Source organism: Clostridiales bacterium (assembly GCA_015243575.1).
GTDB classification, from domain to species: Bacteria; Bacillota; Clostridia; order Peptostreptococcales; family Anaerovoracaceae; genus Anoxybacterium; species Anoxybacterium hadale.
Genome location: CP042469.1, coordinates 1,490,771 through 1,517,177, shown reverse-complemented (window position 1 = coordinate 1,517,177; position 26,407 = coordinate 1,490,771). Strand labels below are relative to the sequence as shown.

The following is a 26,407-nucleotide window of genomic DNA, read 5'->3' as shown; positions in this document are numbered from 1 at the left end:
CCCTCAGGAGGCGCTGTGATCACGATCTTTATATTCTTATCAGGCTTGCTGGTGGGAAGTTTTTTGAACGTTTGTATTTACCGAATACCGGGAGGGGAGTCTATTTCCTTCCCTCCTTCCCATTGTACGGGCTGCGGCGGCAGGATTAAGCCCTACGACTTGATTCCGCTGCTGAGCTATGCTGTACTTGGCGGAAAATGCCGCTTCTGCGGCTGCTCCATATCGCTTCAGTATCCGTTGGTAGAGCTCTTGACAGGGCTTCTGTTTACAGCGCTCTATCTGAAATTTGGACTGACCTTTGCCCTTTATAAAGGCATGATTTTCTTCGGCTTTTTGATTGTCGTCAGCATAATCGACCTGAAGACAACCGATATTTATTTTAGAGTGACCCTGCCCGGTATTCTAATCGGATTGATTCTTGCAGGAGCCGGATATTCCCTAACACTGCAGAGCGGGTTTTGGAGTTATGTCATCGGCGGTCTTGCAGGAGGAGGCCTGATTGCGGTGCTGATCCTTCTGACAGGCGGAATGGGGTGGGGAGACGCAGAGCTTTGCCTGCTTTGCGGGCTGTATCTTGGACTTTCGTTGACAGCAGCGATGCTCCTGATTGCTTTTGTAACAGGAGGAATTGTTGGGATCAGCCTGATTCTGTTGAGAAAAAAAGGGCGGAAGGATATGATCCCTTTTGGTCCTTTTCTTGCGGCTGGTTCGGCGATTGCCTACCTGTTCGGACAGGAGCTGGTGCAATTTTACATGATTTATTATGATTCGTTTTTTTAATGGATGCAGGAAGAAGTGAGGGTTATACGACCATGTACGCAAACAGATTGGTTGCCGATATCAGTGATGGCATGATCAAACTCTTGTATGGCACAAGGAACAAGATTAAGGCATTTGGGCTGATCCCGATTCCTAAAGAGAGTGTAACGGAAAGCAGAATCGTCAATATCGATGCGATCCGTTCTGAAATCCAGGATTTTTTGCTAGATAAAAACATCAAGTCAAAGCAAATCTCCTATGTGATCAATGGGCAGGGACTGGTCATCAGGAATATAGAGCTGCCCGCTATCAGCGAAAAAAATACAGAGGAGTCCGTCCGATGGGAGCTGAATCGCAATTTGCCAGAGGAGGGGAAGGATTATTATATCGATTATCAAATCGCAGGAAGTACAGGTTCTGGAAAATCCAGAATTCTAAAAACTCTGGCTGTTGCCGCTCCTGTGGAAAGAATTGAACAATATGTGGAACTAACAGACAGTCTCAATTTAAAGCTGCTGTCAGTGGATATCTTTGGAAACAGCGTCGCCAGAGTCTTTGGAAAAAACAAGAACGGGAAAGAAGACAACGGAATCGGCGTCATATATATTGGAGCAGAAACTACTAGAATGTGTATTATTGAGAAAGGAAATCTAGCGGTTGAACGAGAGGTTCCCTTCGGAATCGAAAATCTGGTTCGGGAAATTATGAAGAAAAAGGAGATTGGGGAGTACGAAGCCAGAGTATATCTAACAGAGCAGTTCGGATTTCAAGAGGCTGGAGACGAAAATGAAGTGAATGAACGGCTGAAGTACCTCATGGACAATGTGTTTTCCTCTTTTCAAAAGGTCATTCAATTTCATAACACGGGAAGAACCAGAAAAAATCTGGACGAGATTTTTATCATCGGACTGGGCGCTGCAATCCCGGAGCTGGATCGTTATCTCACAAGAACCCTTGGGATGGCAGCTACAGCAGTGCGGGATCCAATTCATATTGGGAGGAAGATCTCATATCCCTCAGACTTTAATTTTATGCACTATGCTGGTACATACGGCATGCTGTTAAGGAGGGAAAAATAGATGGCGGAATTGAATCTGATTCCTTATCGAATGAAGGAAGAGCAGCGGAAACGATACCGTGTAAGACAGTATGCTGCTGCGGGTATCATCATCTTCTGTGTTCTGTTTCTGGGACTATATTTTCCCATGGGAACCTTGCTTTCCCTTCAGACTGAAGAAGCTGCACTGCAAAGCCAGATCGATGCACAAAAGAGTGTTATTGAAGAAAACCAAAGGTTAAAAACACAGACGCAGCAGTTAAAGCATTACATACAGCAGGTGGACAAGCTTGATGTAGAAGGTGCATCCTCTGTCGAGCGGATTAGGGGGCTGGGAGTATACATGCCTTCAGGAATCAAGCTCATTTGGCTGAATTATACCGAAACAGAACTGTCTATGGAGGGCGCTTCCACTGACTATAGTGATATCGGAGAATTTGCAGCAAATCTCCAGATGTCAGATGAATACAGCAATGCGGTAATCTCAGAGATTAAGCGGGAGGACTCTGAATCCAGCTATCATTTTTTATTGTTGGTGAAGCAGGGAGGCAGATCTGATGAAAAATCTGACAACTAGAGAAAAATATTTGATCATTCTGCTGGGGATTACATTTCTGCTCTTTCTTTATACAAAAATGTTTTTGCTGCCTGTACTGGAAAAAATCAGTTTGAGCAGCCAGGCCATTGCGGAGGACCGGATTCAGGTCGCTGAGCTTACTGCCATGAAAACGACAAACGAAACCCTGAGAGAATCTTTGGAAACATTAAAAAAAGAACATGAGGAAGCCTTGTTTCAGCTGCCGGAGCATCCCCGCAACCCAGAAGTAGCATATAGCCTGAAGCCGCTGGCGGATATCAGCGGGGTAACGCTTTTAAGTGTTTCTTTGGGAGATGGTGTGCAAATCAGCAGCAAAGAGCAGAAGGCGCAAGTCGAAGAAGAGGCGCCAGAGCAGAAGGAGAGTGGAAATGACGGTTCTGCTTCAGAAGAGCAGAAAAATGCTCTGATTTTCAGTATGCCTGTTACCATTGAAGGAGAAGCCGGCAGTTATGGCGATATTATGAAGTTTGCTGATCAGCTTGAAAAAGAGAAACGCTTTACGAAAATCAAATCACTGAACATTGATGCCCAGGAGGAAACAAGAAGAAGTGGAAGCATTGTTGGTCAGAAGCTGAAGGTCAATATCAGCGTTGATTATTATTATACAAACAGCTCGAGTGAAAAGCCTTCCTATTATTTCAACAACGGAAGCTATGGAAAAGACGATCTGTTCCGTTAACAGATTATGAGAATCAGCAGGGTGAAACGAAATGCGAACGATATGGAATAACCGAAAAAAGGGATTCACACTGATTGAACTGATGGTTGCAATCACCATTCTGGCTATCATTTACCCTGCCATCGCTTCGGCGTTTGTCACGGCGCAAAAAACCATGGAGGACGAAAATTCAACGCTGGAGACCTTGACGCAAGCACAGTATTTGGTACAAAGTCTTCAAGTCCAAAGACGGGAAGGAATGGAAACCATATACGGGAAATATAAAGAATCTGGTCATGAACGTGCATCGCTATTTCTTTATTACACCGATAACGATGAAATCGCAAGTGCGGTAGAACAGATGGCTGATCCAGAGCTTGCAGCGTCTGACATTGATCATGTGCTGGAAGCCTTAGCAGTGGAAGCGGATGCTTCGAAAGCCAAGGAAGCAATGGCGTCTGCCTCCATCGATCGGCGCTATGCAGCTCACATTTTAATCCAGCCGGATCTGCAGCCTGACAGTGAAGAACAAGTTGACTATTTCAAGGTTTATAAGATCGTTATTAATACGTGGAAATTAAGCAGTGACTCTTACTCCGTTGGGTCCCGGCGCGTTGCATACATTGGAGAGTGATAAGGTTTGAATAAAAAAGGATTTACCCTTGTTGAACTGATTCCCGTGGTTCTGATTCTGTCACTGGCGATGATCAGTGTCGGAATGGTTGCGAAATTTGGGATGGAAACAAATAAAAGACAGAATCTCCAGAATGAAGTGCAGGAGAACGTTAGAAGGGCTATGGGGGATGTTGCTGACAATGTCCGCAAGGGAACAGACTTCGTTAACTATGACGGGAAAACCAACGATGAGCTATCGGAAAACTTTAAGGAGATGCATCTCCTTTATCAACCCGGCGAGAGTGTCTACGACATCACTTCATCAGAGGCGTATCAGGGTGTTCTTTTCATCCGGCAGATTAATGGGCGGAGCTGTCTCTACGCATTAAAAGAAGGAAATCTCTATCGGTACGACTTTTCTGTAGCAAGGACAGATGATATATTCGATGAAGAGACATCAACCGAAAGTCGAATCGATAAAAATACAAGGGGATATTATTACGATAATTATAGATTTGACGGCGGTTCAGAAAGCTCATTTCGATTTTATCAGGGAAGCCGGTATTTTCAGTGCAGGGAAGTAGGCGGTTTGATTAATATCTATGAACTGAAGAAAAAGGATCGGTCATTGGCAGATGAGGGAGTTGAACGAGTCGCCTCGTACCTCGAGACGGTCACGGTGACAGAGCTGGCGGATGCCTATCGGATAGGGTTTACTGTATCCAGAGAAAATCATCTGACGGGCTTATTGATCAAGCGTACACTGGAGACCAGCGTGGCCAGGGTCAACTATGGAGGCGATGAAGATGAGGATTAGGGGAAGGAAGAAGGGGGCGGCTCTGGTTCTGACTCTGGCGGTAACCTCGTTACTTATCGTGCTGGCAGTGAGCATTATGACTGCTGCCTTTCTAAACAGAACCGGCACTTTCGGCATGGATCGTTCCAGCCAGTTGAAGCTGCTTGCTCAAACAGGAATGGAAAAAAGCATCGCAATCCTGAGGGAAAAAATAGTACGCAAGGTACTTGCAGATGACGACATCAGCATCTTATATACATATGCGGAGCATCCCAAGGAAGCGACCATGGCACTTCTTGATTTAGAACCCAGCCGCTTTCTGCCCGATACTGCAGAAAGCGAACGATATTCGATCTATTTCAATATATATAAGGACGATGATTATAGTTTGAAAAGCAGTGAACAGACCGCTTCCAGTAAAGAAGAGGGGGACTGCTATGTGACCTACACCGATGGTGCGCCTGGGGAATCAAGAGAGAATCTCTTCGAGGACTCGGAGGATGGCATTACGAAAGATTGTATCAAGATAAAACTGGTGGTTTACGGAAGAGGCGAAAGCACAAGAACAGAGACGATCTATATCGACAAGAATTCCATCTCTAATTATTATCTGGATAAGCTCTTTGGCAATACTCTCACCGCCCTTGGCGATCCTGATGAATCAGATGGAGAACCGATCAAGACTGCCAGAAACAGCGAAATTCCGGAAGAACACTCTTTGGGGTCATTAAAAATAGGCGGTAATATATTCTTTCAGGGTGACAGCCTATCGCTTTCCATAGATAATGACGAGACCGGAAACCCAGGAAACGTATGGATCAACGGGATGATTAAGGTGATTGCGGCAGAAACAGCTAGGGAAGTAAACTTCAGAAAGAATCTCGCATTTTACAAATATGGGGGAGATAACAGCATTGTAAAGACCAACACCAGCCTGACTTTTCTTCCGGATCTGAAGCGCTCCTTTTCGATCAAAGGCTCCTTTGATTCCTCTTTGAAAACTCCTATTACGGAGAACAGCAGCCTGAAGCGTGCCAAACCGCTTGGGATAGCGGGTGGAGGCTTGAAAGTGGACAAGGTGTTGGCAGAGGACGGTTTTCAGCTTGTAAAAGGAGAAGCTTCAGACACAGACTATGCAATGGTAACAGTAAAATGCGTTCAGGATAACAGCAGCAAGCCTGTTGATTTTAGTCGGCTGGTGCTTGGCAGAGATCTGGATTCCCACACAGGCTTGAGACGCTATCTGGCCAAGAGTCCGGAGCTGAATCTTGAGTATGGAACCTATAAAAATGAAGCTGATTATATCAAGCTTTTTAAGGTAATTCTCGTTGACGGTGATCTTCTTATTGATGCATCAAAGCTTTATTATGATCAGATTACCGACAATACACCAGATATCATCGATTCCTCGGATTTTAGAAAAATGCGATTGATGAATTACATGATTATAGCATCCGGCACGGTTACTCTACGGGGAACGGTGGAGATGTACAGCAGTTCCATCATGGCAAAAAACGTTGTCTTTGAAACTGCAACCTATGATCTGCCTACAGTTCCCTTTATGACAGAAGACGGAACAACTTATGAGAGTTATGATTTCATTGATCCGCAGGTTTCTCCGGTGCAGGGCTTGCTTCAGGAATTGCAGGACCTCAGAATTACACCGAGAGAGGAAGGCGGAATTGCTGAAACAAGGCACACGACAGAAATCGATTCGGCAACAGGACTGGAATATATTGCAGGTCCTCTGAAGGATGAATTGAACATAGAAATGAATTTCCGCGGATATTCCAATACCGACTCTAGCTTGGTAAGCGCCGGTGAACGTTTGGAAAATGCGTATCGTGCAGCGAAAAAGAATAAAGTGCAATCAGAGATCTTTCTTTCGGGAATCGGAAGTGACGACTCTGTCAAGGAAATTTCGGCGGATATGGACGAATACCAGGAGGTTTGGGATAATGCCAGGGGATATGTTACCAATTCCCAAAAAGCATTAATCAATGAATATCTAATCAGAAATCTTTCGCAGGACTATGCGAAGCAGCTCAAATTTAAGATTATAGACTGGTCAGAGCGATAATCAACGGAGACATGACGTTGAATCATAAGCTGATAAACCCGCAGCAGAGCATGCGTTCAAGCGCATGGGATGCAAGCAGATATTGAAAAAGGAGGATCGAAATGAACGGAATCAGAAATGCAGGAATCACATTATTGGTATTGCTGCTGGTCTTTACCTCGTCACTATGTCAGTCCTTTGCGGCAAGTGCTGCACCAGCGCCCGTCGTTACCATCAGCGGATCAACGGTGGTAAGCGGAACGGTATACACGGCAGCAGTGAAACCTAACTGGACCCAGTCTTCAAGTTATCAGTATGCTTTTAGCCTGAAGAGATCCGATACTCAAGGGGGAACACAGACAACGGTAAGCAGCTTTACTAGGAACAGTTCTGTCAGCAGCGACGGATATTATACGCTGACTGTAACTGCTTCCCGGTCAGGGTATACCTCCACTACAACGACCGTTACCTTTGTCATTGACAAAGTGTATCCAGCGGCTCCAGCAGTCAGCGCCGTAACCAACGGGAGTACTTACACCAGCTCCATTACACCTTTATGGGACGAGGTGCCGGGCACAACGATAACCGCAAAGCTGGACGGAAGTCCATATATCAAGGGGACTACAATCAACACCGTTGGAAGTCACACCTTGGTAGTAACTGCAACGAAAAATTCAAATCAGCTGACAGCTTCCACCACGATCGGGTTTAAGATCGACTATTCCAACGGAGATTGGGCAAGCAAAAAAGTTGTATTAAAAAATACCCCAGAAGCAGATCTCATGGTGCGCATTGGCGATGTGGATAATTTCGGTTTTGGGTGGACCAGTACCTCCCCCACTTTTGATCCTTTTTCGGGCAACAGCACGAAGGTCCATTCCTTCCCATGGACGCAGCCTTCCGACGAGCCCAATGGACTGGATAAGATTATGATCGTATCTGGTTATAAATATTCCTCTTCCGTGCCTACAGACGGTTATACAAGTGACACCAAGGGCAAGGATAATGCGTTGGAGGAGATCACTCTTGATTACGCGGATGCTCTTTCTGGAATTACCGTACATAATGCTGTACTGCAGCTTTTCGTCGATGACTTTCAGCCAGCTGGGGCGAAGGGAATCGGAAATGGATCAGGAAAAGTACAGTATCAGGTCAAACTCAACGGAACACGGGTATCGGATTTTGAAAGAATGATCAATACAATGGATCAGTCGGGCCCAATCGGGAAGCTGATTACGTTAGAGGTTCCGGCGCAAAATTTGGCAGAGTTAAAGACCGGAAAGCTGATCCTAAAGCTGGATGATCCTGTTACCGGTGGTGCGGACGGATATGCGATTGATTTTGTCAAGCTGCTGATCAATCTGAAAACTGCCGATTACAGAGGTACGATAACAGGGACGGTTACCGATAGAAATACGGGTGATCCGATTTCAGGTGCTGCAATCACATTGGAGGGAAGGAAGGATTCCGCAGTAACAAACAGTAATGGAAAATATACAATTAGCGATGTTACCGCCGGTCAGGTGACGATAACAGCGTATATGGATGGCTATGAAACGAAAAATCTCAATAATATTGATGTAAAAGCCGGAAACACGGCAACGGTTAATATAGAGCTAAATCCCAATGATACCAATGCGCCGGACATCTCACTGGATAAGGATATTACAGTGTGGACTACTCGTAACGTGAAGGTCACTGCTACGGTTACTGATGAGAGTGGCGTTGCCGTTATTAAGTATGCGAAGGGAACCCTGCCGAAATCGTATTTTGATAAGGGCGAAAGTAATGATATTACAAGTACTTCAGCCTTTTCCGTAGACTATGGCGGGAGAGGATTCTATACCGTCTATGCGAAAGATATCAACAATAATGCTTCTGTCAAGACCATTGAGGTGAATAATTTCTACCAATTCGGTGGCACGTCGATTCAAGTGACTCCGCAGACGGAGGATACCAATGGCAGATTTCATGTTACTCTGCGTCATACGGAATCGTCTCGATCGGTTCTGGAATATAGTTTATCAGGAGATGCATGGCTTGAATATAACGGACCATTTGAAATGAATCGGGGAACAACGGTCTATACCAGAGAAGCTGATTACTCCAAGGACGGTGATCCGGTATACCGAAATGGCGGAAGCAGAACGATTCTCTACGTAATCAGTGCAGGAGCATTGAATACCCTAAGCAACGGGAGTACTGCAACTCTGAGCTTGTTGGTGAATAGTGCTGATCTGGACGCAAGCAGTTTAGAGTCAGCCTCGTCCTATATCACATTTACCGGTCTGAACGATGCGGTAACGATTAAACTGGTTGAGGTTCAATCTTCTGGGGGAGATTCTTATCAGCTCAATTTCAAGGTTGAGGCTTTCAAAGCAGGCTTTAATGGTGTCATTGGTGTAACGGTAAGCAATGTATCCACCATTGCGGTACCTTTGAAGATCCAGACGGTTTCCACAAAGGGCATTATGTAAGGGAAGAAACAAAATAGTAAGGAGCTATAGAAAGAAACTTTAGTAAGGAGCTATAGTAAGAAACTTTAGCAAGAAACTGAAAAGAGAAATGGAAAGGGATAGAGGCAAAAAAGCACCTATCCCTTTTGTAGACCTGCCATCTATTTTTTATTTCAAGTTTTCAGGATTCAATCCTTCTAATTCGGGAATTACAAAAATCCCGTCTTTTCTGATCAACACATCATCAAAGTAGATTTCGCCGCCGCCGTATTCCGGTCTTTGAATGAATACCAGATCCCAATGAACTGCAGACTTGTTGCCATTGAAGGTCTCTTCATAAGCCGCACCGGGTGTAAGATGGATACTGCCCGCAATTTTCTCATCAAACAGGGTATCCTTCATTGGATGCAGAATATAGGGATTTACACCGATGGCAAATTCGCCGAAATATCTTGCTCCCTCGTCAGTGTTCAGCAGTTCGTTGATTCGCTCGTTATTATTGGAAGTTGCATTGACAATCTTTCCGTCCTTGACCTCAAAGACGATATTATCAAAGGTGAAGCCGTGTTCTTCGGAGGGTGTATTGTAAGAAATAATTCCGTTCACAGAGTCACGAACAGGAGCGGAGTAGACCTCCCCGTCGGGGATATTGCGGTCTCCATTGCACTTTACAGCGCCAATGCCTTTGATGGAGAAGGTCAGGTCTGTGTTTTTGCCTGTAATTCTAACTTTGTCAGTTCGATTCATTAGTTCCACAAGGGGATCCATTGCATCAGACATTTTCTTGTAGTCCAGCGTACAAACATCAAAATAGAAATCCTCAAAAGCTTCCAAGCTCATATTGGCGAGCTGTGCCATAGCATTGTTTGGATATCTTAAAACCACCCACTTTGTCTTGTTAACCCTATAATCAAGAACAGGGCGAAGCAGTTTGTTATACATATTCATTTTCGCAGAAGGAACATCCGAAAGCTCCGATGTATTATCGCTTGCACGGATTGCGATATATGCATCCATTCCCTGCATCTGATTGAGAAGGTAGTCACTCATGAACTGGATTTGCTTTTCTTCACATCCAAGGAGAATTTCCCGCGTCACAGAGGAATCTCTGATTTCAACATAGGGCATACCTCCGCAGGCATAAACTTCCTTGATGAGTTGTTTCGCAAGGGGTTTTGTGCTTTCTCCTTCGTATGAAATTAATACTTTTTCTCCCTTTTGTACATTGCAGGAGTAATGTACAAGGACGTCAGCTAATTTTTTCACTCTTGAATCCATATTTAAAATCTCCTTTTCGTAAAGTCAACGATACTAAAATATTATACCCCAAAGTGAGTGGCTTTAAAAGAGTGGCTGGCAAAATACGGCAGCTAAGAAATTTAAAAATGTGAAAAACTAACGTTCTTGAAAATTCAACAATAAAATGTCACATACCAAATACATTTACGAGAACCGTCAGTTGTGTTAGAATGAACACGTCACGCTTATGATTCACTAATTCCGTGCGCACATCTGATCGAGAAAAATAAAGGAGCAAGGTATGAAGCATATTTTTATTATGAACCCCGCCGCTGGAAAAGGAAAAGCAGGGGAGGTGTTTTTACCGAGGATTATAGAAGCTTCGAAAAAACTGGAGATTGATTATGAAATCCACAGAACCATTGCTCCGGGAGATGCAGAGCATTTTGTGCGAACCAGATGTGAAACACTAGCGAAAGAAATTAGAGAAGAGGAATCAAAGAAGGAAATCGTTCGTTTTTATGCTTGCGGAGGTGACGGCACCTTGAATGAAGTAGCCAACGGGGCATACGGATATCCAGGTGTTGAAATCGCAATGATTCCGGCAGGTACGGGCAATGATTTTCCAAGAAGCTTCGGAGACGGACCGTTATTTGAAGATATCGAGGCTCAGATCAGGGGGACTTCACGTTCCATTGATTTAATTCGTTATGTGACAACTTCTGATGAGGAAGACAATCCGCCTTTCGTACGGTATGGTATCAACATGTTTAACATAGGACTGGACTGTAATGTAGCGGATCGGGTCGGAACTATAAAACAATATCCGTTTGTAAATGGATCACTTGCATATATTATTGGTATCGCCATTGTGCTGGGAAAGAAAGAGGGCGTTAAACTTCAGCTTTGCCTGGAAGACGGGGAACTCTATGAAGGTGACTATATACTGGCTGCCATTGGGAACGGCTGCTATTGCGGCGGCGGGTTTAAAGCATTGCCAAGGGCGATCACAAACGACAGCTTGATGGATGTCATCATCGTGGACAACCTCACCCGTCGGACTTTACTTTCCATAATAGGGAAATACCGTAAGGGAACGCATCTTGACGATCCATCTGTCATGAATTTTCTCACCTATAAACAGTGTAAAAGCTTGAAAATGATTCCCAATGGAAAAGTGAAAATGTGTACCGATGGCGAAGTTTCAACAGTAGGAGAGACAGTCTTTGAGATTCTTCCAAATGCAATGAAATTTTCTGTTCCGCAGGGTTGCTATTAATCTATCCTTTGTGCTATAATCATCTTTGTCCGTGTGCGAAAAACAGCATAATAAAGATCCATCCGGGCATAATATAAAATTTTGGAGAAGTATCGAAGTGGTCATAACGGGGCTGACTCGAAATCAGTTTGGGAGCAATCCCACGTGGGTTCGAATCCCACCTTCTCCGCCAACGAAAAAATATCCATCATAGGGTGGGTATTTTTTCGTTTTTGTAAAGAAGGAAGGATTCGAAGCCGAAAGGGCGCGAGCGAGAGGAGAAAGTCCGGTGGACTTTCGAGTAGTGAGCGGTCCGAGAGGCCTGAGTTGGGCTCGAAGGACGGCAGGTGCGAAGCAGCTGTGTAAATCCCACCTTCTCCGCCATAATTAAAGCCTGATGTCCTGCGGTGAAAACCGCAGGACATCAGGCTTTTCGGGTGTTTTTACCCAAAAAGCCCCGTCAAAATAAAGCTCGATTTTGAGGATGTCATTTCATTGATTCTAAGCCCCCTTGGTATTTGAACTCATACAGAATGCTCTTTTACACGGAATAACGCAAGCCGGATATATACTTTATTGTAGCCTTTCCACTTCCCATCGGCAGTGCGAACAGTCCAATTATCGTGTTTATCTGTTACTATATTGGATTTTCCTATATTTATCATAGGCTCTACAGTAAATACAAGTCCCGGAACTAAGAGCATCCCTGATCCTTGTGTTGTCACATACCCAACCCAAGGATCTTCGTGAAATTGCAAGCCAATACCGTGACCTCCGATCTCTCGATTCTATTGTTTTAACATGTCTTGTGGATGTCATATTATGGCCTTATAATAAAAAATAATTGAGGTGATAATATGCAAATTAATAGGCTGTTTGAAATGATTTATTTACTCCTGAACAAAGAAAGTATAACCGCCGGGGAACTTGCGACGCAATTTGAGGTTTCTCCCCGCACCATTTACCGGGATGTGGAGCTTCTATCTTCGGCGGGAATACCCATTTATATGACCAAGGGCAAGGGCGGTGGAATTTCATTGCTCCCCGACTTCGTTCTCAATAAAACCGTACTGACCGATGGCGAAAAATCAGATATCCTCGCTGCACTTCACGCGGTAGAGGCGGTCAATCTGGAGCAAACCAATACTGCGGTGCAAAAGCTATCCTCCCTGTTTGGAAACACCAACGCCGATTGGGTTGAAGTTGATTTCTCTGGTTGGGCAAATGCTGATGAGGAGGCTCAGCTGTTCAGCCTGCTGAAAACCGCCATTCTCGAAAAGAAAAAAGTGGCATTTCATTATCACAGCAGTGAGGGCTGTACGCAGCGCACAGTAGAACCCATGAAGCTCTGCTTTAAGGGGCAAAGCTGGTATCTTTATGCTTTCTGCACAGTGCGTCAGGATGATCGGTTTTTCAAGCTGCGGCGCATCAAAGAATTGAAGCTGCTCGACGAGCATTTTGAACGCACCGCCCCTGCAAAGATATTTGAAGTCAACAAGATATTTCAAGATGATTTCGTAACCATCACGCTGAAGCTGTCAAAGAAAATGGCATATCGTGTATACGATGAGTTTTCACAGTACAAGACGCTCCCAGACGGTGATTTTATTGCACAGCTCACCATGCCCAGAGGCGATTGGGTCTATCAATATCTTGCGACCTTCGGTGAGCATTGTAAAATTTTAGAGCCGGAGGATATCCGTCTGCAAGTAAAAGAGAAATTGCAAAAATCGCTGGCGCAATATTTATAATATGACACGCTACTGTCAACTGGTCTTTGCTATGATGATAGCATCAAAGACAAGGAGGACGATCAAATGAACTATGAAATTGTGCATTTAGAGGAAAAGACTATTGTTGGGGTAAGTGCCGCGACCAGCAACAGCGACCCTGAAATGGGGAAAATTATTGGTGGACTTTGGGCGAAGTTGTACCAAGGCGGCATCAATGCCGCGATAAAAAACAAGGCAAACGAGTACGCCATTGGGCTCTATTCCGATTATACGGCAGATGGATATTGCGTAACGGCAGGCAATGAGGTTTCCAAGGCAGAAAATCCCGAGCTGACCGTAAAAACAATCCCTGCCGGAAAATACGCAAAATTCTCTGTGCATGGGCATATGGAAAAAGCCGTCTCCGATTCGTGGGGAGAGATTTGGCAGACGGATTTAGACCGCAGTTTCACAGGCGATTTCGAGGAATACCGAAATGCCGACCCGGAAAACTCTGATATTGATATTTACATTGCCCTGAAGTAAAAAGGAGGAAAAATGCATGAAATTAGATGGTTTTGGAATTTTCGTCAAGGATATGCCAACGATGGTGCGCTTTTACCGTGATGTACTTGGATTTGAAATCAAAGAGGAAGAAAATGAAAGCAATGTCTATCTGATGAAAGATGGAACTTTGTTTTTGCTTTATCGCAGAACCGATTTTGAGCGGATGGCAAAAAGGTCCTTTTCTTACGCAAATGATATCAACGGCCATTATGAAATTGCGATGAGTGTCCCAAATTATGCCGCGGTCGATGATACCTTCAAGCAAGTTGTTTCAAAAGGTGCGGTGCCTGTCTTAGAGCCTACAACAGAGCCATGGGGACAGCGGACTTGCTATATTGCAGATCCGGAGGGCAACCTAATCGAAATTGGTTCATTTACGAAATAAAGAAAAAAGGAGAGCCAATGACAAGTGGATTATAAAAAAGAATTTGAACGAATGATGGAAAAACAGACAGCAACCGCAATCGCAACGGCTGTGGATGGCGTGCCCAATGTGCGCATTGTCAATTTTTATTATGATGCGGAGCTGAAGGCCCTGTATTTCTCTACTTTCGGCGACAACCAAAAGGTTGCGGAACTTGCGGAAAATCCCCATGTCGCATTCACAACCATTCCGGAAAACGGAGAAGAGCACGTGCGAGTCAAGGCTGGTGTCGTTAGAAAAAGCTCGGTTTCCATTGAAACAATTAAGGCTAAATTTCTATCGAAGATGCCGGAGTACATTATGAGCATTCCTGATGTGCTCCCTGCGCTTATCTTGTTTGAAATAACCTTTGACGAGGCGGATGTGGTCATTGATTTTGAACACATGGAAACTATTGCGGTATAATAGGATAACCCGGCTGATTTTTGCACCGACCCAGCGACCGTGGACAGCAAATAGAAACCCTAGCGTAGAATATCATAAAATTACGCAGCCTGACGCTGTTATTTGAGCGGTGTCAGGCTCGTTTTTGTCTGGATGCGCTCATTATTATAAAAATCAATGTATTCATCAATGAGTTGCCTGGCTTCATCGAACGTTATGAGTTTATGGCGGTAAATGCACTCTGTCTTGAGAATGGAAAAGAAATTCTCAGCCAGTGCATTGTCATAACAATTTCCGCGTCTTGACATTGATGGTGTAATGCCATATTCTTTTGTTAGGTTAAAATATCCGTGCGAAGTATATTGAAACCCTTGGTCGCTATGGAGTTGCAGCTCTGTAGCGATCTTCACTTTGCTCATCGCCGCCTTAATGGTTCTTAGGACGAGGTTTGCTGTCTGTTTCGTTCCTGTCCGATAGGCAACGATGCTGTTGTCGTACAGATCGCGAATGATGGATAGGTAAAGCACGCCTTGGGCGGTATGGATATAAGAGATGTCCGTAGCCCACTTTGCATTCGGGCGGGCGGCAGTGAAATCTCGGTTGAGCAGATTTTCGTATTTGTGTACTTCCTGTCCCATGTATTTGTACTTTATTGTAGCCCTTCCAGATCAAATCCAGCCTCCATCAACCTCGATATGATGTTCATTGATGAAGGCTTCGGTGCGCTGGACGATCACTCCAGAGATCAGGCAGTCAAAGTGCTGCAGCGAATGGCAGCCGGCTCCAAGCTAATCGGAATTGTTTCCCATAATTCGGAGTTGAAGCAGGAAATCGAAGATCAACTGATCGTTAGCAAGGATGAGGACGGTAGCCATGTAAAATGGTGCATTAGTTGATGAAGCCCGCTTGTTTTCAAAAAAAGATCGGCATACACATGAGATTATAGAAAAGTGGAAATACGTTAAGGTTTATATCGAATCAGACTTATTATGTTTATACTCTCTGTGTGATGACAGTTCAAATCCTCATTTGAAAACAGGATGATATCCAGTATTAACGTGGCTCGCAACGAAAAAATATCCATTATAGGGTGGGTATTTTTTCGTTTTTGTAAAGAAGGAAGGATTCGAAGCCGAAAGGGCGCGAGCGAGAGGAGAAAGTCCGGTGGACTTTCGAGTAGTGAGCGGTCCGAGAGGCCTGAGTTGGGCTCGAAGGACGGCAGGTGCGAAGCAGCTGTGTAAATCCCACCTTCTCCGCCACGATTTGTCTGAAAATCCTTGAAGATCAAGGGTTTCAGCTTTTTATAAAACAGCTCAATATTTCTTGAGCATTCTGTCATCAACTTCCTACTGGAGCGTATACGGTTAAAGTATCCTAAACATACAGTTTGAGTAAGTCCTTAGGGTCATAGGAGGGATTTTCAATGAAATTTATACAACACCAGTACCGCCACCAAGTCTCACTTTTCCCAGAATGCATTGAAGATTACATGGGTGAAAATAACCCGGTACGCGTAATTGATGCTTTCGTTGAGAGCCTTAATCTTGCTGATGCTGGTTTTATTCGGACTACACCAAAGGAAACAGGAAGACCGCTCTTTTTTCATTGGTGGTCTCTTAATTAACTATAAGGTACTCAAGCTATTTCGATAGTCAAGCATTTCTTGTTCACTTGCTGTTTTTAGGGCATAACTCAATTCTCCGATAATACGCGATTTGTCATATGGAATAGTTCCAGACAAAGGCTTGAAGTTTGATTTTGTGTCCGCTTGTAAATGAGTACGAATTTGTAGCTTTTCCAAAAGAGTTATCATTTCTTCTAATCGTTCATGTTCGCTTGCAGGGGCAAACTTGTTGCTTTTCGACCAAGCATACAGGTCCGTATCAGGGAATAATGTCAGTGAATCAATGCTTAAAAAATATGGATTAAGCTGATTAAAAATTTTGGCACTGTTAATAGCATTTCGCTTGCCATTCCCTTTTCCCGCAAGACCAGTCATATAAACAAAGGAATATTCAATTCCGGCTTCCTCCAGTTTATTGCATTGCCCAACAATATCCTCGGCAGTATAACCTTTGTTGGCTAAAGTAAGCGTTTCATTTTCCCCGCTTTCGGTTCCGATACTCAATCCGTTTATGCCCATTGCGCGCAATTTTCGAAGCTGATGAACAGATTTGGATTTTATATCACGAATACTTGCAAACATAGCCATGCTTTGACACTTAATCAAGTAGTCCCTCGTCGTCAAAGCCCTTAATTTAAGGTTCTCATAGCTCATTGCAAATGGATTTGCTCCAGTCCAGAAGATACGGCGGGCATTAGGCTGATAGCTTTTTATTTCTGCTAAATCTTCCTCAAACTCGCTCATAGGCGACATACGGAAACGTTCTCCATGATATAGGCTACAAAACCGACATTTATTATAGGTACAGCCGGATGTTGCTTGTATGATAACCGAATATGCTTCATATGGCGGTCTCCAAGTTCTTCCTGTAAAGTGCATTTTTTAGCTCCTTCCCCGTAGCTTACAAGTGCCGGATATTCTTTCGGTACCGTTTAAGCTCCGATTCATCAATATTGTCTATCGCATATTGCAAATGCTTTATCATTTTTTCTTTGTCCTGGCACAATTTTCCAACCATTGGGGCGGTATTAGATACTGTGTTTGCATACAGGGTCGTTTGAGTTGTCAAATTTTCAATTAAGGTTTTTTGTTCCTGTAATTTCTCCAATTCACCCGTTTCGGTAAAAGTACCGTTTTTAATTTCGGTGAACAAATCCGATTCAGGAAATATTGTCAATGCCACTATGCTTAAACTAACAGGATTGATTTGATTATAAATTTCAGCAGTGTTCAAAGCAGCCTTTGGGCTATTTCCCGCACCTGATAGACCGTTTAAGTAGGAAATATGGTAGGTTATTTTCGCTTCATCAAGCCTGTTTAACTGTTCAATAATATCTTTTGACTGATACCCCTTACGCATGAAGCGAAGGGTATCATCATCGCCTGTTTCCGTTCCGATAATAACACCGTCATAGCCCAATTGACGTAGTTCTTTAAGTTGTTCAAGTGTTTTTGGAGTAATGTCCGTTACTCTTGAAAAACAGCCGATACTTTTTACTCTCGGCAAATATTGATGTACTTTTTGGGCTATCTCTGTCAGTTTGTCAACGCTAAGGGCAAAAGGATTAGCACCTGTCAAGAATATCCGTTCTGCACATGAATGATATGCTCTAAGCTCTTGTAAATCTTCCGCTACCTCACTCATGGGTGATATGCGGAATTTGAAAGGCAAATCCGCATAAAGAGAACAAAACTTGCAATCATGGTGTGTACAGCCAGCCGTAACCTGTAATAAAGCGGAGTTCGCTTCATAGGGCGGTCGCCAGATTGTGCCTGTAAAATGCATAAAGTCAACTCCTTTCATACATATTATAGTAGCTGTACAATAAAAATAAAAGTACTGTACTTATTTGTAGTACATCGATTCTTGTAGTATAATGTTCATGGATTGGAGGAAACCAAAATGAAAAAAAGTGAATTATCTGTCCAGCGTTGCACAACCATTTCAACAATTCAGAGGATAGTTGGCGGCAAATGGAAAATAGAAATATTATATTACATAGGTCTGCAAAATATAAATCGGTTCGGTGAGCTACGCCGTCATATCGGTGAAATTACGGAATCGTCCTTAACAAAACAATTGCGGGAATTAGAAGTGGACGGTTTCATTTCACGCTATGATTATAAGGAACTCCCACCCAAAGTAGAGTATTCATTGACTGATTTAGGTAACAGTTTTATGCCTGTTTTGGATTTCATGAAGAAGTGGGGAGAAGCGCACCTAAAGCAATAGCAACTGCTTTCTTCCCTATGCACCCTGCGATTTGCCGGATAGGTCGATGTATAGACATCGAACATATCGACTGGTCTGGACTTCAACTTAGTGGCCATGAGGGTAACGGAGACACAGGCGAATTAATTGCTACCATATTAACAGGCAGACAAAGAGTGTGGCAGTTGCGGATGTGAATTTGATCAGCTCTATAAAAGAGCGATCCATAATATAAAATGTCATGCATCTATATTCACCTAACTTCTCAACGAAAAAATATCCATCCATAGGGTGGGTATTTTTTCGTTTTTGTAAAGAAGGAGGGATTCGAAGCCGAAAGGGCGCGAGCGAGAGGAGAAAGTCCGGTGGACTTTCGAGTAGTGAGCGGTCCGAGATGCCTGAGTTGAGCCTCGAAGGACGGCAGGTGCGAAGCAGCTGTGTAAATCTAAAAATGAGGTATCTCAATTATGAGGTGCTTGATAGCCTAGATCTACCAGCACCTGCAATTGTTTTGGCCGCTTCGGCGGTATTTTGACTGTAGCTGTTATTACATTGATGTTATCAGGATAACAAGAATACCAAGCACTATTCGATAGTAACCAAACGCCTTGAAATCATGTTTTTTGATATATCCCATGAGGAATTTTATTACTAGTACAGATACCACAAAAGCTACCACCATACCTATAACCAAGATAAGCAATTCAACGCTTGTGAAGGAAAAACCAAATTTCAGTATTTTAATAGCACTTAAACCGAACATAACTGGAACGGCAAGGAAAAACGTAAATTCTGCCGCTGCGACTCTTGATACGCCAATTAACAGCGCACCAATGATTGTGGCCCCCGAGCGAGAAGTGCCGGGAATAATGGAAAGTACCTGAAATAGACCAATTAAAAAGGCTGTTCGATAAGTAATCGCTTCTAATTTACTAATAGCCGGAAACCGTTTCTCATTCCATATTTCAATGACAATAAAAGCAATACCATAGAAAATAAGGGCTGCCGCAATTACGATTGGAGTGTGCAGATGAGCTTCAATATAATCGTCAAACAGGATCGTTGTCCCTGCTCCCGGAATACAAGCAAAAACGACTTTGAACCAAAGAGAAAATATATCCTTTTTAATCATAGGCTGCGATTTGTCCCCATACTGGAACGGAAACATCCTTTCCCAAAACATTACAACGACTGCAAGGATAGCTCCAAGCTGAATGACAATAAAAAACATTTCCTTAAATGCGCTGCTCATATCAAGTGTGATAAATTCGTCCACAAGAAGCATATGCCCGGTGCTGCTGATGGGCAGCCACTCGGTAATCCCTTCTACAATTCCAAGAAAAACAACTTTCAAAACTTCTGTAAAATCAAGTGACATTATTTTAAATCCTCCTTTTGAAATGGTAAATTTATTATCTGTTTCTGTGCAGCAAAATCCAAGTAACCTATCGTCACAATAGAAAAAGGCTCCGACACTTATCGTATCAGAGCGCATTTCCAAGGTTTTACGACAATTTTTATTTTGTTCTTCTTTGCTTTAGCAATAAAAATATCTTCACCACCAAAAACAAGAATAGCAGTATTGTTGCATATGGTTCCCTTGCCGCAGCAAATAAACAGATTGCTGCGGTGCCTGTTGCGATAGAAACTTTCGAGATAATGCGATACGATGATTCTTTATCAAAGTAAATAAAAGCAAGTCTGGCAATTCCCAGACCAATGATTAATAAATAAATGGCCCAGTGTATTCCAACATCTAGATTTGTCATATGCGTATTTGACAGAAGATTTACATGGTAAACTTGTTTGCCTTGAGGTTCTCCGTAGATCGGTAATACAATAAATACAACTGCCAATACATCTATGATACCGCTGATAATGTTATAAATTCTTATAACATTATCGTGGTTTTCTGTTTCGGCAAAGGTAATCAGTTCTTCACCCGACAGCAGTTCATCTATGGTAACAGAAAAGAATCTGGATATACACTTGAGTGACTCAATGTTAGGGTAGCCTTTGCCGCTCTCCCATTTTGAAATTGCTGTTCTTGATACATATAGTTGCTCTGCAAGCTGCTCCTGTGTTAAATTTTTCTGAGTTCTAAGTTGTTGTAGCTTTTTGTTAAATTCCATCTCTTTTATCCTCTCTTGCTGGATTTTCAAGCGCCCGTAAATCGGATTTCACGTATCTTTCGGTATGGCCATCCTTTGGCTTGCCAACAATATCGCCTTATATTATATATGGGTAGCGGAACAATATCGATATTTAGTCTCATAAAATATCATTTATTTTTGTCAATGAAATAATGCCTTCTACAAGTCATATCAGCAGCAACTAAATCTTATTCCAAGGTGAAATTGAATTATAATAAACATTCTGATATAATTTGACTAAAATCGACAAAACCGAAAGAGGTGATCGCATTGCTAAACATTGCTATTTGTGACGATATAGAAGCTGAACTAAGGCACATCACCGCTCTTACCAAAGAATACCTGGCCTACCGTCACGTGGACGCTGAAGTCTGCGAGTTTTCACACCCTGACGATCTGCTGACTGCTTGCGAGATCCAGGTCTTTCACATCTTTCTGCTGGACATGGTTATGCCTATGGTCAGCGGTATGGAACTGGGGCGATGCATCCGCCGTGTTAGCACCGAAGCCCAGATCATCTACATAACCACAGAACCCGGTTTTGCGCTGGATGCATACGCGGTCAACCCGCTGCACTACCTGCTCAAGCCAGTGGACAAAGATACCTTCTTTACAGCAATGGATTTGGCTTCGGAAAAGGTGAATTTTGGGGATGAGATTACCGTGACGGTAAAGACCCGTGATGGACTTCGAACCCTTTCTGTAAATGCAATTGCCTGTTGCGAATACTCTCGTCATACAGTGGCTTATACCCTTGCAAGCGGTGAACGGGTGGAGACAGTCACCATCCCAGGCCGATTTTCAGATTATATCGCGCCGTTGCTTGAGGATCGGCGTTTTCTTCAACCCCATGCCGCCTTTGCTGTCAATATGAGTCGTGTGGAACGGTTAGACAAGGAGGGTTTCACTCTGCGGGGCGGAATCTTCGTACCGGTGTCAGGTAAACAGTTTTCAGCGGTGCGTGGGGCATATATGAACTATCGACTGGGGGAGGCATAAATCATGGGAGTTTACGATATTGTTCGTTCCTTAGTCACAAATGCTATGCTGATAGGACTGCTCTTTTCACTGGCACGGCCCAAGTACCGCAAATGGACGTTGGTGACGGCTCTTATGATCATAGTGACACTGGATCTGGCGCTTAACATCTATTTTTACAGAGCGGGCGACTATACGACACTGGCCAAACTGGATATTCTATTTTTTATCATCGCGAGCGCCGCAGTCAAGCCCCTGTTCCGGGAAACGGCGATGCAATGGTTGTTCAACTGCTTTACGATGATGAATGTCTATGCCATAACGGTTATTTTAAGCTACTACCTGTCAGATCTTTTTCCGGATTCTTATTACACAATAACCTGCATACGCGTTGTTATATTTGGATCTGTGATCGCCCTGTTCCAAACACGTCTGCGCCCACTTTATCGGCAGGCGTCGGAGCGTTGGAGCATCTATCTGTTGGTATCCGCAGGACTATTTTTAAATTTTTCTTGGTATTTCATGGCTTGGGACGATGTGGAGCAGATGATGACACAGTCCTTTATTCCACTGCTTTTATTGTCCATGCTTACGGTGCTGGTGTATCTTGCAAACTTTCTTTTCCTGCGCAGGACGCTGCGAGAATCTGCGCTGCGGGAGGAGAACATGAAAATGCAGTCTGATCGGGAATTGACCCGCCACCGCCTTCGTCTGATGGAAGAGAGCGTACGCCAGATGAGCATCTCCCAGCATGATCGCCGCCATTTCAACAATACTCTTCTCACCCTGCTACAGAGGGGTGAGGAGGAAAAGGCCGCAGAACTAATACGGGCCCAGAGCGAGGCACTGCCCCAAAAGCCGCGGAGCTATTGCCAGAATGTGCCGGTGAATGCCGCCGTGTCCTATTATGCCGAGCTCGCCCGGCAGCAGGGCATACGCTGTCATTTGCGGTTGGACATTCCCGAGCAGCTTCATGTGGATGAGTTATCCCTCGTCATGACGGTGTCCAACCTGATGGAAAACGCTGTCAATGCGGTCACTTTACTGCCTGAGCGGCAGCGTGAGCTGCACTTCACCGCTGTGAACACAGGACAGCTTATTCTGGAGATGGCCAACCCCTGCGAGGAAGCATTGACGCTGGATGAAAATGGTTTGCCAGTCCCTGAATTGCATGGTCACGGCAGAGGCAGTCAGAGCGTTGCCGATTTTGTGAACAGCTGCGGCGGAGAGCTGGTATATGAGGTGTCCAACGGCCAATTTCGTGTACGGCTGATGATATAATTCATAGATCAATCAGACTGTCAATCGTGATATTTCGACAGTAAGCAACATTAAGCATAAAAATACGACTTTTAAGTAAAATTCATAAGCTCCCTTCTCTTTCATGCTATCCTACCGACAGGAACGCGTGGAAAGGAGGGAGATTTTTTTATGAGCGAAATTGGACGACGGCGGCAGGATCAGCCTCTGCTTGCCCCTAATTCCGGCGGCAACGTTTGGCCGGATCAAAGCTGTCCTGCCATTGTTCCAAGAGGTGGTGCGGTCGAGCGAACCTGTTGGTACTGTGTCTACGCCGACTTCCATTTGGACAGACACCGGGCACTGGACGTGGGCATATGTGAATGGCCTGACAAAATAGTAAGAGAAGATAAAAAAGGAAATTCGGGTTGATGATACATTCAGATAAACAACGATTTCAAACGGAGGGAGGTGGCTGCCTATGTACATTGTCATCTGCGACGACAGTTCTCATGACAGAGAATCACTGCTTCGAGCGTTGCGGACGTTTAGCACTGAAAATAGCATGGACGTAGAGATCGCCCAAGCTGAGGACGGTATGGCATTGCTCGCCATGGAATCAGAAAGCCTCTCTGAAATAGAGCTTTTTTTCCTTGACATATACATGGAGCATTCCAATGGTTTTGACATAGCCAAGGAATTGCGGGCCAAAGGCGTTACTGCACCCATTGTCTTTCTTACTTCCACACCTGACTTTGCAGTGCAGAGCTATGAAGTAGGAGCTTTTTTCTATCTTCTTAAGCCAATTTCGTTGAAAAAAATGAAAGGGCTGATGGAACGGTTTCTCCTGAGCTATCGGCCTCGCAGCATTTTTTTAGCGGGCAGACTCTTTGTGATGGAGGACATCGTAGTTATTGAGAGTGATCTTAAAAACATCACCATATATTTTCGGGATGGAACCAGCGCAAGGGTGCGTGAGAAGCTGAATACTGTGGAACGACGGTTGGAGGGCTCTTCGTTTGTGCGCTGCCACCAGAGCTATCTTGTTAATTTCCGTTATGTCCGAGGAGTGGAGAACGAGACCTTTCTCACCATACTTGATCGGCCTGTACTAATCCGCAAGAGAGATTTTCCAGAATTCCGCAAGCGGTATTACGATTATCTGAAATCAATGGCGGGAATGGGAGGTCAGTTAGGATGATTGACATATTAAAGCGCTTAAGAAGCGTGAGAGGAAAGTATGTGACGCGAACTGGAAAGCGCGCCATGAAATTGGAGCCGGAGTTCTATGGCGAGATGCTGAGGCTTTCTATGGAAAGCGTAAAAGCGCAAATAGCGTTGGTGGAGCAGGAATACCGAGCGGACTTGGATTGCATGGAACAAATTCGAAAAATGCGGCATGATTTGAAGCACCATCTGGCTGTACTCTCAACATTGCTGTCTGATAATGATTTAGACACTGCCAAGGCTTACATAAACGAACTCTCCGGTGAATTGCCGCAGACGCCGCTGGACGGTAAAAATAGGCTTACCAAGGGGTTTCTCGGAAAATATATGCAGTTGTGCAGAAGCGGCGGGATTACGCTTGTTTCAGATATCCGCTACGATGAGGATGCCTTAACTGACAAAACACGATTGGGGCTCATTTTAGGCAACGCACTTCAAAACGCCTATGAGGCAGCACTTAATGCACCGGAGAGAGGTCTGAGACAAGTGAGAATCGAAGGGCGTGCGGTACAGAATACATTACTGCTTGTAGTGGAAAACGGCTATGATGGCAATTTGGAGCCGGACTATCAAACCACCAAAGCAGGTTCGCTTCACGGCTACGGACTGCCCAGTATTCGCAAGGCTGCAGAGAGCGCCGGCGGCTATGTGGAGATCGAGCATACACAGCAACAATTTCGATTGACCGTAGCACTAACCATTGATGAGAGGGCATTGAAATATTGAAAAGACATGAGTAGTCCTAGGAATATTGAAAAGGTAAGAAAGGATAAGGGAACATTGAAAAGGCAAAGACATGATACGAAAAAAATATATTTTCCGTTGACAGATGAAGGAATCGATGCGGCTAGTGAGCATATCAGAGCTCTGCTTGAGGGCATCGCGGATCGGCGTGAGATTCTTCGACTCCGTCTTGCGGCAGAGGATGTTCTGACACTCTGGAAGAAGACGCAGGAGAGTGAAGCTGTCTTCGTTGTTCAGTATTACGTCCGCCTCGGTCAACGAAGCGTCCGATTATCCGCAGCTGGACCAGCCGTAAACCCCAATACGGATATTGAAGAAAGTGAACTGGACGCTGCAGGAAACGTTATTTTGGAAAGCTTGGGCATATCGCCAAAGTATCGTTATGAAAAAGGCGCCAATCATGTGGAATTTCGGATACCCGGGAAAAAACTCAACCAGTTGTCATGGGTCGCATTGGCTGCGGTGCTGGCGATGGCGTTTGGCTTCTTCGCCTCGCATTTTCCTGAGAATATTAAGCTGCTTTTGACGGAGCAGCTCAGTGGGCCTACATTAAATGTCCTTCTAGGCATGCTTGCCGGAGTTGCAATGCCGATGATTTTTCTTTCGATCTGTACCGGTATCTTAGGGATCGGGAACGTGGCTACGCTGGGCCGGATTGGAAAGAAATTTCTACTTCGTTTCCTAAGCCTAACCTTTGTTGTTGCTGCATTGACAGTAGCTGCTACAGTCTGGATGTTCCCGCTCTACAGCGGAGGGACCTCGGACTCCGGTGAATTTCAGGCTATTTTTAATCTGGTGCTTCAGATGATACCCACCAATCTGGTGTCTCCATTTTTAGCAGGGAATGCACTGCAGCTTATCTTGCTGGGGCTCTGTCTTGGCGTAGCTTTATTGGTACTGGGAGATCGGGCGGAAATGCTATCTAGTGTTGTACGGCAGGCTGATGAAATGATTTCGCTATTGATGAGCGGCATCAATCGGTTGATTCCTCTCTTTGTATTTCTGACCTTTTTTAACCTTTTCGTAACATCGGATGCTTCCAAGCTGGGCGGAGCAGTTCAAATTTTAATCCTAACCGCTGTTTTGTGTCTGGTGATGGCTCTCATATTTACTACAGCTGCCTGCATGCGCTGCAGCGTGTCCATGACTACGCTGCTTCGGAAAACGATGCCGATCTTTCTCGTGGCATTCAGTACCTCGTCTTCTGCAGCCAGTTTCCCTTTACGTCTGGAAATCTGCGAGAATCGTCTGGGGGTTGCTGGCCAAGCTGCCAGATTCAGTGTTTCTCTTGCACAAACACTCTTCAAACCCACTGGCTGCATATTCTATAGCGTATCTGCTCTGTGTGTCGCTGCAGCATATGGTGTATCCATCACGCCGCTTTGGCTTGTGCTATGCGTGCTGGTATCAGGAATTCTGACCATTGCTACGCCTCCCGTTGCGGGGGGCACTAAGATGGCATATTCCGCTCTTTTTTTACAGCTTGGTATTCCGGCGGAGGGGTTGGTGCTGGTACTTGCTGCGGAGCCGATCCTGGATTTTCTGCTTACAGCAGTGAATTCCCACGTACAGGTCATGCAAATTATTCTGACCGCTGACAACCTAGATCTATTGGACAGGGAAACGTTGTTTGCCCTGTAATTGAAAA

General features: G+C 44.4%; 25 protein-coding genes, 1 tRNA gene and 4 pseudogenes. 22 read left to right on the top strand and 8 right to left on the bottom strand.

Annotated elements, in window-relative coordinates:
• Positions 1–15 precede the first annotated feature (15 nt).
• The 8 genes from FRZ06_06635 to FRZ06_06600 all read left to right on the top strand — a co-directional run bounded on the left by FRZ06_06635 (position 16) and on the right by FRZ06_06600 (position 9,019).
• Entirely contained in the window at positions 16–780 is a 765-nt protein-coding gene (locus FRZ06_06635; GenBank protein QOX63039.1) for a prepilin peptidase, read from the top strand.
• Complete coding sequence (locus FRZ06_06630) at positions 780–1,838, top strand: hypothetical protein (protein QOX63038.1); 1,059 nt, start codon at positions 780–782, stop codon at positions 1,836–1,838. The genes FRZ06_06635 and FRZ06_06630 overlap by 1 nt, the downstream gene beginning before the upstream one ends.
• Positions 1,839–2,393, top strand: a complete 555-nt coding sequence (locus FRZ06_06625; GenBank protein ID QOX63037.1) for a hypothetical protein — start codon at positions 1,839–1,841, stop codon at positions 2,391–2,393. It abuts the gene before it with no gap.
• Positions 2,374–3,093, top strand: a complete 720-nt coding sequence (locus FRZ06_06620) for a hypothetical protein (protein QOX63036.1) — start codon at positions 2,374–2,376, stop codon at positions 3,091–3,093. The genes FRZ06_06625 and FRZ06_06620 overlap by 20 nt, the downstream gene beginning before the upstream one ends.
• 31 nt (positions 3,094–3,124) lie before the next feature.
• Entirely contained in the window at positions 3,125–3,706 is a 582-nt protein-coding gene (locus tag FRZ06_06615; GenBank protein ID QOX63035.1) for a type II secretion system protein, read from the top strand.
• A gap of 6 nt (positions 3,707–3,712) precedes the next feature.
• Complete coding sequence (locus FRZ06_06610; GenBank protein ID QOX63034.1) at positions 3,713–4,504, top strand: prepilin-type N-terminal cleavage/methylation domain-containing protein; 792 nt, start codon at positions 3,713–3,715, stop codon at positions 4,502–4,504.
• On the top strand, positions 4,494–6,563 hold the full coding sequence (locus tag FRZ06_06605) for a hypothetical protein (protein ID QOX63033.1): 2,070 nt from the start codon (positions 4,494–4,496) through the stop codon (positions 6,561–6,563). Before FRZ06_06610 ends, FRZ06_06605 begins: the two co-directional genes overlap by 11 nt.
• A gap of 101 nt (positions 6,564–6,664) precedes the next feature.
• Positions 6,665–9,019, top strand: coding sequence for a carboxypeptidase regulatory-like domain-containing protein (locus FRZ06_06600; GenBank protein ID QOX63032.1), 2,355 nt, complete (start codon positions 6,665–6,667; stop codon positions 9,017–9,019).
• 147 nt (positions 9,020–9,166) lie between these two features.
• Here the strand turns inward: FRZ06_06600 and FRZ06_06595 are convergent, their stop codons facing one another.
• On the bottom strand, positions 9,167–10,276 hold the full coding sequence (locus FRZ06_06595; protein QOX63031.1) for an aminopeptidase: 1,110 nt from the start codon (positions 10,274–10,276) through the stop codon (positions 9,167–9,169).
• 262 nt (positions 10,277–10,538) lie between these two features.
• On the opposite strand from FRZ06_06595, the gene FRZ06_06590 reads away from it, so the two are divergent.
• Entirely contained in the window at positions 10,539–11,516 is a 978-nt protein-coding gene (locus FRZ06_06590; protein ID QOX63030.1) for a YegS/Rv2252/BmrU family lipid kinase, read from the top strand.
• Between the two features lie 83 nt (positions 11,517–11,599).
• Positions 11,600–11,688: transfer RNA gene (locus FRZ06_06585), tRNA-Ser, on the top strand.
• A gap of 397 nt (positions 11,689–12,085) precedes the next feature.
• Here FRZ06_06585 and FRZ06_06580 read toward each other — a convergent pair.
• Positions 12,086–12,280: pseudogene (locus tag FRZ06_06580) on the bottom strand (M24 family metallopeptidase).
• Positions 12,281–12,352: 72 nt separating this feature from the next.
• Here FRZ06_06580 and FRZ06_06575 point away from each other — a divergent pair.
• The 4 genes from FRZ06_06575 (at position 12,353) to FRZ06_06560 (ending at position 14,603) form a co-directional block, all read left to right on the top strand.
• Positions 12,353–13,246, top strand: a complete 894-nt coding sequence (locus FRZ06_06575; GenBank protein ID QOX63029.1) for a YafY family transcriptional regulator — start codon at positions 12,353–12,355, stop codon at positions 13,244–13,246.
• 66 nt (positions 13,247–13,312) lie between these two features.
• A complete protein-coding gene (locus tag FRZ06_06570) occupies positions 13,313–13,753 on the top strand; it encodes an AraC family transcriptional regulator (GenBank protein QOX63028.1) in 441 nt (146 codons plus the stop codon).
• A 16-nt stretch (positions 13,754–13,769) separates the two neighbouring features.
• A complete protein-coding gene (locus tag FRZ06_06565; protein ID QOX63027.1) occupies positions 13,770–14,159 on the top strand; it encodes a glyoxalase in 390 nt (129 codons plus the stop codon).
• Between the two features lie 24 nt (positions 14,160–14,183).
• Complete coding sequence (locus FRZ06_06560) at positions 14,184–14,603, top strand: pyridoxamine 5'-phosphate oxidase family protein (protein ID QOX63026.1); 420 nt, start codon at positions 14,184–14,186, stop codon at positions 14,601–14,603.
• 98 nt (positions 14,604–14,701) lie between these two features.
• Here FRZ06_06560 and FRZ06_06555 read toward each other — a convergent pair.
• Positions 14,702–15,232: pseudogene (locus FRZ06_06555) on the bottom strand (IS3 family transposase).
• Between the two features lie 27 nt (positions 15,233–15,259).
• On the opposite strand from FRZ06_06555, the pseudogene FRZ06_06550 reads away from it, so the two are divergent.
• Positions 15,260–15,478 (top strand): annotated as a pseudogene (locus FRZ06_06550) (hypothetical protein).
• A 368-nt stretch (positions 15,479–15,846) separates the two neighbouring features.
• On the opposite strand, the pseudogene FRZ06_06545 reads toward FRZ06_06550, so the two are convergent.
• From FRZ06_06545 to FRZ06_06535, 3 genes and pseudogenes are all read right to left on the bottom strand, one after another.
• Positions 15,847–15,998: pseudogene (locus FRZ06_06545) on the bottom strand (transposase).
• A 208-nt stretch (positions 15,999–16,206) separates the two neighbouring features.
• A complete protein-coding gene (locus FRZ06_06540) occupies positions 16,207–17,085 on the bottom strand; it encodes a radical SAM protein (GenBank protein ID QOX63025.1) in 879 nt (292 codons plus the stop codon).
• 22 nt (positions 17,086–17,107) lie between these two features.
• On the bottom strand, positions 17,108–17,992 hold the full coding sequence (locus tag FRZ06_06535) for a radical SAM protein (GenBank protein ID QOX63024.1): 885 nt from the start codon (positions 17,990–17,992) through the stop codon (positions 17,108–17,110).
• 117 nt (positions 17,993–18,109) lie between these two features.
• Here FRZ06_06535 and FRZ06_06530 point away from each other — a divergent pair, with 117 nt between their 5' ends.
• A complete protein-coding gene (locus FRZ06_06530; GenBank protein QOX63023.1) occupies positions 18,110–18,439 on the top strand; it encodes a winged helix-turn-helix transcriptional regulator in 330 nt (109 codons plus the stop codon).
• Between the two features lie 526 nt (positions 18,440–18,965).
• Here the strand turns inward: FRZ06_06530 and FRZ06_06525 are convergent.
• Positions 18,966–19,796, bottom strand: coding sequence for an undecaprenyl-diphosphate phosphatase (locus tag FRZ06_06525; protein ID QOX63022.1), 831 nt, complete (start codon positions 19,794–19,796; stop codon positions 18,966–18,968).
• 139 nt (positions 19,797–19,935) lie between these two features.
• A complete protein-coding gene (locus tag FRZ06_06520; GenBank protein QOX63021.1) occupies positions 19,936–20,550 on the bottom strand; it encodes a helix-turn-helix transcriptional regulator in 615 nt (204 codons plus the stop codon).
• Positions 20,551–20,841: 291 nt separating this feature from the next.
• Here FRZ06_06520 and FRZ06_06515 point away from each other — a divergent pair, with 291 nt between their 5' ends.
• The 6 genes from FRZ06_06515 to FRZ06_06490 all read left to right on the top strand — a co-directional run bounded on the left by FRZ06_06515 (position 20,842) and on the right by FRZ06_06490 (position 26,400).
• Complete coding sequence (locus FRZ06_06515) at positions 20,842–21,570, top strand: response regulator transcription factor (protein ID QOX63020.1); 729 nt, start codon at positions 20,842–20,844, stop codon at positions 21,568–21,570.
• A 3-nt stretch (positions 21,571–21,573) separates the two neighbouring features.
• A complete protein-coding gene (locus FRZ06_06510; GenBank protein ID QOX63019.1) occupies positions 21,574–22,830 on the top strand; it encodes a sensor histidine kinase in 1,257 nt (418 codons plus the stop codon).
• A gap of 150 nt (positions 22,831–22,980) precedes the next feature.
• Positions 22,981–23,220, top strand: a complete 240-nt coding sequence (locus FRZ06_06505; GenBank protein QOX63018.1) for a hypothetical protein — start codon at positions 22,981–22,983, stop codon at positions 23,218–23,220.
• 49 nt (positions 23,221–23,269) lie between these two features.
• Positions 23,270–23,989 carry a response regulator transcription factor gene (locus FRZ06_06500; GenBank protein ID QOX63017.1) on the top strand — a complete coding sequence of 240 codons (720 nt, stop codon included), beginning with the start codon at positions 23,270–23,272 and terminating at the stop codon, positions 23,987–23,989.
• A complete protein-coding gene (locus FRZ06_06495; GenBank protein ID QOX63016.1) occupies positions 23,986–24,741 on the top strand; it encodes a GHKL domain-containing protein in 756 nt (251 codons plus the stop codon). Before FRZ06_06500 ends, FRZ06_06495 begins: the two co-directional genes overlap by 4 nt.
• A gap of 6 nt (positions 24,742–24,747) precedes the next feature.
• On the top strand, positions 24,748–26,400 hold the full coding sequence (locus FRZ06_06490; GenBank protein ID QOX63015.1) for a dicarboxylate/amino acid:cation symporter: 1,653 nt from the start codon (positions 24,748–24,750) through the stop codon (positions 26,398–26,400).
• Positions 26,401–26,407 lie beyond the last annotated feature (7 nt).

Coding starts and splice junctions, on each gene's coding strand:
- FRZ06_06630 (QOX63038.1), top strand. CDS start 780: ATGGATGCAGGAAGAAGTGAGGGTTATACGACCATGTACGCAAACAGA.
- FRZ06_06625 (QOX63037.1), top strand. CDS start 1,839: ATGGCGGAATTGAATCTGATTCCTTATCGAATGAAGGAAGAGCAGCGG.
- FRZ06_06620 (QOX63036.1), top strand. CDS start 2,374: ATGAAAAATCTGACAACTAGAGAAAAATATTTGATCATTCTGCTGGGG.
- FRZ06_06615 (QOX63035.1), top strand. CDS start 3,125: ATGCGAACGATATGGAATAACCGAAAAAAGGGATTCACACTGATTGAA.
- FRZ06_06605 (QOX63033.1), top strand. CDS start 4,494: ATGAGGATTAGGGGAAGGAAGAAGGGGGCGGCTCTGGTTCTGACTCTG.
- FRZ06_06600 (QOX63032.1), top strand. CDS start 6,665: ATGAACGGAATCAGAAATGCAGGAATCACATTATTGGTATTGCTGCTG.
- FRZ06_06595 (QOX63031.1), bottom strand. CDS start 10,276: ATGGATTCAAGAGTGAAAAAATTAGCTGACGTCCTTGTACATTACTCC.
- FRZ06_06590 (QOX63030.1), top strand. CDS start 10,539: ATGAAGCATATTTTTATTATGAACCCCGCCGCTGGAAAAGGAAAAGCA.
- FRZ06_06575 (QOX63029.1), top strand. CDS start 12,353: ATGCAAATTAATAGGCTGTTTGAAATGATTTATTTACTCCTGAACAAA.
- FRZ06_06570 (QOX63028.1), top strand. CDS start 13,313: ATGAACTATGAAATTGTGCATTTAGAGGAAAAGACTATTGTTGGGGTA.
- FRZ06_06565 (QOX63027.1), top strand. CDS start 13,770: ATGAAATTAGATGGTTTTGGAATTTTCGTCAAGGATATGCCAACGATG.
- FRZ06_06540 (QOX63025.1), bottom strand. CDS start 17,085: ATGCACTTTACAGGAAGAACTTGGAGACCGCCATATGAAGCATATTCG.
- FRZ06_06535 (QOX63024.1), bottom strand. CDS start 17,992: ATGCATTTTACAGGCACAATCTGGCGACCGCCCTATGAAGCGAACTCC.
- FRZ06_06530 (QOX63023.1), top strand. CDS start 18,110: ATGAAAAAAAGTGAATTATCTGTCCAGCGTTGCACAACCATTTCAACA.
- FRZ06_06525 (QOX63022.1), bottom strand. CDS start 19,796: ATGTCACTTGATTTTACAGAAGTTTTGAAAGTTGTTTTTCTTGGAATT.
- FRZ06_06520 (QOX63021.1), bottom strand. CDS start 20,550: ATGGAATTTAACAAAAAGCTACAACAACTTAGAACTCAGAAAAATTTA.
- FRZ06_06510 (QOX63019.1), top strand. CDS start 21,574: ATGGGAGTTTACGATATTGTTCGTTCCTTAGTCACAAATGCTATGCTG.
- FRZ06_06505 (QOX63018.1), top strand. CDS start 22,981: ATGAGCGAAATTGGACGACGGCGGCAGGATCAGCCTCTGCTTGCCCCT.
- FRZ06_06500 (QOX63017.1), top strand. CDS start 23,270: ATGTACATTGTCATCTGCGACGACAGTTCTCATGACAGAGAATCACTG.
- FRZ06_06495 (QOX63016.1), top strand. CDS start 23,986: ATGATTGACATATTAAAGCGCTTAAGAAGCGTGAGAGGAAAGTATGTG.
- FRZ06_06490 (QOX63015.1), top strand. CDS start 24,748: ATGAGTAGTCCTAGGAATATTGAAAAGGTAAGAAAGGATAAGGGAACA.